At 62.3% G+C, this 6,683-nt stretch carries 4 protein-coding genes; 2 read left to right on the top strand and 2 right to left on the bottom strand.

What is annotated here, in order from left to right; genetic code table 11:
• Positions 1-418 precede the first annotated feature (418 nt).
• Positions 419-2,101, top strand: a complete 1,683-nt coding sequence (locus PMI40_RS04110) for a sensor domain-containing diguanylate cyclase (protein WP_008112414.1) — start codon at positions 419-421, stop codon at positions 2,099-2,101.
• 59 nt (positions 2,102-2,160) lie between these two features.
• Here PMI40_RS04110 and PMI40_RS04105 read toward each other — a convergent pair whose 3' ends face one another.
• Positions 2,161-4,374: an FUSC family membrane protein gene (locus PMI40_RS04105; RefSeq protein WP_008112413.1), complete on the bottom strand. Its 2,214-nt coding sequence runs from the start codon at positions 4,372-4,374 to the stop codon at positions 2,161-2,163.
• A 141-nt stretch (positions 4,375-4,515) separates the two neighbouring features.
• Positions 4,516-5,046, bottom strand: coding sequence for a PaaI family thioesterase (locus PMI40_RS04100; RefSeq protein ID WP_008112412.1), 531 nt, complete (start codon positions 5,044-5,046; stop codon positions 4,516-4,518).
• A 320-nt stretch (positions 5,047-5,366) separates the two neighbouring features.
• Here PMI40_RS04100 and aceA point away from each other — a divergent pair, with 320 nt between their 5' ends.
• Positions 5,367-6,677, top strand: a complete 1,311-nt coding sequence (aceA, locus tag PMI40_RS04095) for an isocitrate lyase (RefSeq protein ID WP_008112411.1) — start codon at positions 5,367-5,369, stop codon at positions 6,675-6,677.
• Positions 6,678-6,683 lie beyond the last annotated feature (6 nt).

Raw genomic sequence — 6,683 nt, 5'->3', positions numbered from 1 at the left:
TTTTTTCCGGAGCCGCAAGCGGCGGCCACACCCGGACGGTGTGGCCGCCGTTTTTTTTCGCCTGTTATGTTTTTGGCAATTCCTTTCGGACAATCTGTGACCAAGATGCAGCAGATTGTCCCGCTGGATGAAAAATCTTGTCCGATAATGCGACGAGTGTGATATCTACTACGCAGTAGCCAAGCAGTCCGAACATCTGTGGGTCTTTCCGATAGGCAGGATTGCGGAGGTTTCGCATAAAATGTCTGGTTGGCCAAGCAGATGATCGGCGCAAGTGCTTCATGCCGCGCCGCGCTGCCTTATCAATGCACGTCGGCTGGGGGCACATGGGGAAATTCGTTAGCAGCATGGGAAACAGGGGGCGATTCTGAAACGATCGTCCCTGCAGCGGCTATTCATCTTGCCGTTCGTGTTCCTGATGGTATGCCTGGCGTTGACCATAGGATGGTTCCTCTATCGCGCCGGCGACGACGCCACCGAGGTCCTGGCCCGCAATGCGCTCATGGAGATCATGGGGCGCGTCAACCAGGCCATCGAGCGCCAGACGCTGTCGGCCCGCGAGAGCCTCAACGTGGTAGCGCCGCCGCCGGTGCCGTCCAAGGATGCCGCATTGCCGCCGGCCGTATTGCCCTTTGCCAAGGATCGCCAGCGGCTGGAAGAACGCCTGTGGCTGGCCAATGCACTGTTCGACGATCCCAGCTACGTCTATTTCGGCGGCGTCGATGGCAGTTTCCTGGGCATCAAGCAGGAAAGCCCGAGCGTATTCATGTACAGCGTGCGCGAGCCGGGCGGCAAGAACTACGTCTACCACCTGCGCGGACCGGGCACCGAGATGAAACTGGTGGCCGAGCAGGACTACGAGCCGCGCCAGCGCCCGTGGTACCTGCAGGCGGTCGAGCGCGGGCGCGAAACCTGGTCGTCGGTCTATACCGACTTCCGGCTCAAGTACCTGGGCATCAACCTGTCCAAGCCGGTCTACGATGTCGACGGCACTTTCCTGGGCGTGGCCAACAGCAGCATCGGCCTGCGCCATCTCACCGTGTTCCTGCAGAACCTGCCGTTGGGTCCCAACGGGGTGGCCTTCGTGGCCGAGCTCAAGGGCGAGATGGTGGCCTCGTCGATCAGCGAACCGCTGCACGAGGTCAAGGGCGATTCGGGCGAGTTCGTGCGCCTGCTGGCCTCGCAGAGTCGTTCGCCGCTGGTACAGGAAGCCTTCGAGCAGGTACGCCTGTACCTGGCTTCAAACCAGGTACAGCCGGGGCAACTGGTGTTGCTGGGCGCGCAATGCGACGGCCGCAAGGTCGAGGTGGCGTTCCGCCTGCATCACGATGCCGCCGGACTGGACTGGTTATCCATCAGTGCCGCGCCCCGTTCGGACTTCCTGGGGTCGGTCACCGGCGGCGTCTACCAGACCTTGCTGCTGGGGCTGGTGGCGGTATGCCTGACCTTCGTAATCGGGTTCATGTTGCTGCGCTGGGTCTTGCGCGATATCCGCAAGCTGACGCTGGCGGCCAGGAGCATCGGCGATGGCGGGCCGTTCCCGGCCCTCAATATCGATCGCAATGACGAAATCGGGCAGTTGGCGCAAAGCTTCCAGGAAATGGAGCACAACCTGCGCACCGACCGTCTCACCGGCGTGCTGAACCGGGATTCGCTGATCGCCCAGATCGATTTTCGGCGGCGCAATGCCACCGAGGCCACGCCATTGCAGTTCGCCTTGCTGTTCATCGACCTCGACCGCTTCAAGGCCGTCAACGATGAGCATGGGCACGACGAAGGCGACCGCGTGCTGGTGACGATCGCGGCCCGGCTCAAGAAGGGCTTGCGCCATGACGACGCGGTGGCGCGCTTCGGCGGCGACGAATTCGTCATCTACCTGCACGGCCTGTCCGACATCGCCTCGGCGCGTAGTATCGCCGACAAGCTGCGGCATGGCGTCAATCGTCCCATCGATGGCCGCGACGGCCATCAATACCTGGTCGACGCCTCGGTGGGCGTGGCCTTGTATCCGCAAGACGGGCTCGACGTCGAGACCCTGCTGCGGGTGGCCGACTCCCGCATGTTCGACCAGAAACGCCTGCATCGCATGCTGTCGGTTTAGCGCCAGGGCGGCGGCAGGAGACAGGCGCGCCCCATGCGCGGGCGCGGCGATGCCGGGTGCTAGTTCTGGCGCAGTATCTTGTCGATGGTGGCAGTCTGGGCGACGATCTCGCGCAGGTCCTGGTTGAGCAGGCTGGTGCGCCGCTGCAGGTTGCCCCAGCCGGACCAGGCGCTGGCTTCCGGTGGCACCGGCTGCGGCGGCTGCGGGCCGACCATCTCGGTGGCGGTATCCTCCAGTGCTGCCGGCGCGGGCGCCGCCGCGCTGCCGCCGGCGCGTTTTTTCGGGCGCGCCGCCAGGATCCGCTGGGCCTCGTCCAGGTGCTGGCTGGCTTCGCGGTAGGTGCTTTCGATCAAGCCGATGACCGGACCTTCGGGAATGTTTTCCAGGTGCCGCCGCATCATCAGCCGCAGCGCCGCGATGTGCGCTGCCACCAGGTAGTTCTGCACGATGAAGCGGTTCAGCTCGCGCACCGCGCGCTGCTTGGTGACCGGTTCGTCCATCATCCGCACCAGCGCCGACACCAGTGCCGACAGGTTGTCCATGAAGCCCTTGCGGCATACCCGGTAGAAGAAGTCATCCTTGACCCGTCCTTCCAGCATGTCGCGACTGGCATTGAGATAGCGCTGGCTCGACTTGAGCACGTTGTGCAGCAGCTTGGGCAGGTCGCGATATTCCCAGGCCGGCAGCACGTAGCTGAAGATGGTGGCAATGACCACGCCGATGACGGTGTCGATCAGGCGCTCGCTGATGACGCCCTGGTGATCGGCCGGCAACAGCAGGTTGAGCAGCATCAGGATCTGCACCGAGGCGGCGATGGCGGTGTAGCGGTACTTGACGTAGGTGAAGGCGGGCGCGGCCACGCTGGCGGCGAACAGCACCGCCATGAGGCCCATCGGGTTATGCACGAAGCGCAGTATCAGGGCCGTGATCAGGCAGCCGATGACGGTGCCGATCAGGCGGTCCGCCATGCGCTGCTTGGTGGCGCTGAAATTGGGTTTGAGAATGATGACGATGGTCAGCACGATCCAGTAGCCATGTGCCATGTAGGGCAGGTGGTTGGCAATCCACAGGCCGGTGGTCACCGCCAGCGCCACCCGGATGGCAAAGCGGAAGATGGGCGACTGCCAGCGCAGGTTCACCAGCAGCATGTTGAACTTGAACTTCTGCTGGGTCAGGAAAGGCGTCATGTCCGCACCCGGCAATATCGGCAGCGGATCGACCGGGTTCTGGGTGGCCTGGTGCAACTGGCCGATCAGCTCGATGATGTCGCCGATCTTGTTGTAGGTCACGCGCAGGATGGTCAGCGCCTCGTCGGGCACCGTCCCGGAGTGGGCCATCTGCTGCGTCTCGTATTGGATCGCGCGCAGCTCGGCCTTGTAGTTGACGGTGGGGGTGGAGGCCTTCTTGCGGGTGATGGCGTAGGCGATCGATTCGATGTCCTCGGCGGTCTTGTTGGCCAGGTCGCGCAGGAAGATCATCACGTCGCCGTCGCCGAAATGATTGCGCAGGTAGGCGTAGTCGGCGTGGGTCGACAGTACCTGCTCGTACAGTTCCAGCATCGACAGGTGGACCTGCACCAGCAGGCCGTCCTGCTTGGTATGCAGGTCGCGCAGGATCAGGTCGCGTGAAGCCTGCTGCTTGTCGGCCACCACGATCTGCTGGCGGACCAGCTGGTTGAACTGGGCTGCCAGGTCGCAGCGCACGTCATAGAAATCGGCCTTGATGCGCAGGTAGCGGGCCAGCTCGAACAGGGCTTCGGCCAGTACCTGCTGCTTGATGCGCCGCCGCAGGAACCACGACACCGCCATCGAATAGGCCAGGTAGCCCAGGCCGCCGCACAGGAACAGCCCGCTGTGCAGGAAGGCAGCCGCGAACGGCACCTGGTTTTCCATCGACAGCGTCATCACCATCAGTGCGGCGAACTGCAGCGGCATGGTCTTCTTGCCGTACACCACCATCATGCTGGCAAAGAAACTGACCAGCACCATCATCGCGCTGACCAGCCAGGGCACCGGGGCGCACAGGCTGATGACCAGCATCACCAGGGTACACAGCAACACTCCGGCCAGCATCTCGTTGAACTTGTGCCGCAGCGGGCTGGGCAGGTCCATCAGGCTGGTGCACAGGGCCCCCAGGAACACGGTCATGGTGGTCTGCATGTCGGCCACGTTATAGACCAGCATGGTCAGGCCGACCACGCCGATGGCGATCCGCACCCCAGTATAGAAATAATGACTGAAGAGGAAGGTACGGATGTCCAGGGCGTAATGCATGAATGGCGTCGAGGTCGTGATGACCGGCAAAGAGTCAGGCGCTCATTTTGTGCCTTCTTGCCTTATTAGACAACCGACATGCGGGGCGCGCATGCAAACAAATCCTGTGAACGAAAAGCGGGATCGCCGGTCGGCCGCCGTTCAGGGCAACGCGAATACCAGGCAGGTGGTGGTGGCGTGGGCATACAGCCGGCCATCGACGTCGACGATGCGTCCCTCGGCGATGCCGACCTGCTTGCCGACCTGGATCACACGTCCCTCGGCGCGCACCGGGCCGCTTTTGTCGGTCAGCGCACGCACCAGGTTGACCTTCAATTCGAGCGTGGTGTAGCCCATGCCCTGGGGCAGCATCGAGTGCACCGCGCAGCCCACGGCCGAATCGAGCAGGGTGCAGAAATAGCCGCCATGGACGCTGCCCAGCGGGTTGTAGTGGCGCCTGTCGGGCGTGCCCTGGAATACGATGCGGCCCGGTTCACCCTCGACTGGAATGAAGTCCAGGGTCTCGCCGATCGGCACCGATGGCAGCAGGCCATCCCAGATGCGCTGCAGGAACTCCATGCCGCTGCCGGCCTTGAGCTGGTCCAGGCTCGACACCCCGGCCGGGGCCAGGCGCGCCCGTACTTGTTGTTCCTGCTGGCGCCACGCCGCCAGTGTTTCTTCTCTTGAGGCCATCATGTCTCCCTTGTTACTTTTATTATGCAAGAGCCTAGCGCGGCAGCGCAACCGTGCCGGCATTTCACGATGAGAATTTTTCATTTCGCATGGTGAAAAGTGCGCGTGCAGAGCACCAAACGGATATTTCACGGCCAGAAATTTTGTTTCGTATCGCAAAAAACAGATTTTAAGTATTTGATTTAATTAAGTAAAAAATTTTACCTATATCTTATACAAGACATTGTTGCTGCGCACACGGCGGCCTACCATGAAGTCATGGCATCACCCGTTTCCAACCGTTTTTCGAACCACTCAACATGACCAACAAGGAGATCACCATGAGCACACGTCAACAGCAGATCCAGGCCCTGGAAAAGGATTGGGCGGAAAACCCGCGCTGGAAGGGCATCAAGCGCAACTACACCGCCGCCGATGTGGTTCGCCTGCGTGGCTCGCTGCAGGTCGAGCATTCCCTGGCCAAGCGCGGCGCCGACAAGTTGTGGGCCCTGGTCAACAACGAACCATTCGTCAATGCGCTGGGTGCGCTCACCGGCAACCAGGCCATGCAGCAGGTCAAGGCCGGCCTGAAGGCGATCTACCTGTCGGGTTGGCAGGTCGCCGGCGACGCCAACCTGGCCGGCGAGATGTATCCCGACCAATCCCTGTACCCGGCCAATTCGGTGCCGATGGTGGTCAAGCGGATCAATAACACGTTGGCCCGGGCCGACCAGATCCAGTGGTCCGAGGGCAAGGATGATATCGACTTCTTCGCGCCCATCGTGGCCGACGCCGAGGCCGGTTTCGGTGGTGTGCTCAATGCCTTCGAGCTGATGAAATCGATGATCGAGGCGGGCGCCGCCGGCGTCCACTTCGAGGATCAACTGGCGTCGGTCAAGAAGTGCGGTCACATGGGGGGCAAGGTGCTGGTGCCGACCCGCGAGGCAGTCGAGAAGCTCAACGCCGCGCGCCTGGCCGCCGATGTCATGGGTACCCGCACGCTGGTCATTGCCCGCACCGACGCCGAAGCGGCCGATCTGCTCACGTCCGACGTGGACGACAACGATCGCGCCTTCGTCACCGGCGAGCGCACCGTCGAGGGCTTCTACAAGACCTGCCCGGGGATCGACCAGGCCGTCTCGCGCGGGCTGGCCTATGCCGAGTACGCCGACATGGTCTGGTGCGAGACCGGCAAGCCCGACCTGGCCTTTGCCAAGACCTTCGCCGAAGCCATCCACGCCAGGTTTCCGGGCAAGCTGCTGGCCTATAACTGCTCGCCATCGTTCAACTGGAAGAAGAACCTGGACGACACCACCATCGCCAGGTTCCAGCGCGAACTGGGCGAGATGGGCTACAAGTTCCAGTTCATCACGCTGGCCGGTTTCCATGCGCTGAATTATTCGATGTTCAACCTGGCGCATGGTTATGCGCGGCGCCAGATGTCGGCCTTCGTCGAACTGCAGGAATCCGAATTCGCCGCCGCCGACAAGGGCTTTACCGCGGTCAAGCACCAGCGCGAAGTCGGTACCGGCTATTTCGATGCGGTGACCCAGGCGATCCAGCAAGGTCAATCGTCGACCACTGCCTTGCATGGCTCGACCGAGGATGAACAGTTCTTCGAGGCGCCGACGATACAGAAGAAGGTCGCCTGATTTCGC

It is taken from the genome of Herbaspirillum sp. YR522 (assembly GCF_000282575.1).
Classification (GTDB): Bacteria; Pseudomonadota; Gammaproteobacteria; order Burkholderiales; family Burkholderiaceae_D; genus Herbaspirillum.
The sequence above is the reverse complement of the archived record's forward strand: the minus strand, read 5'-3'. Positions and strand labels throughout refer to the sequence as shown.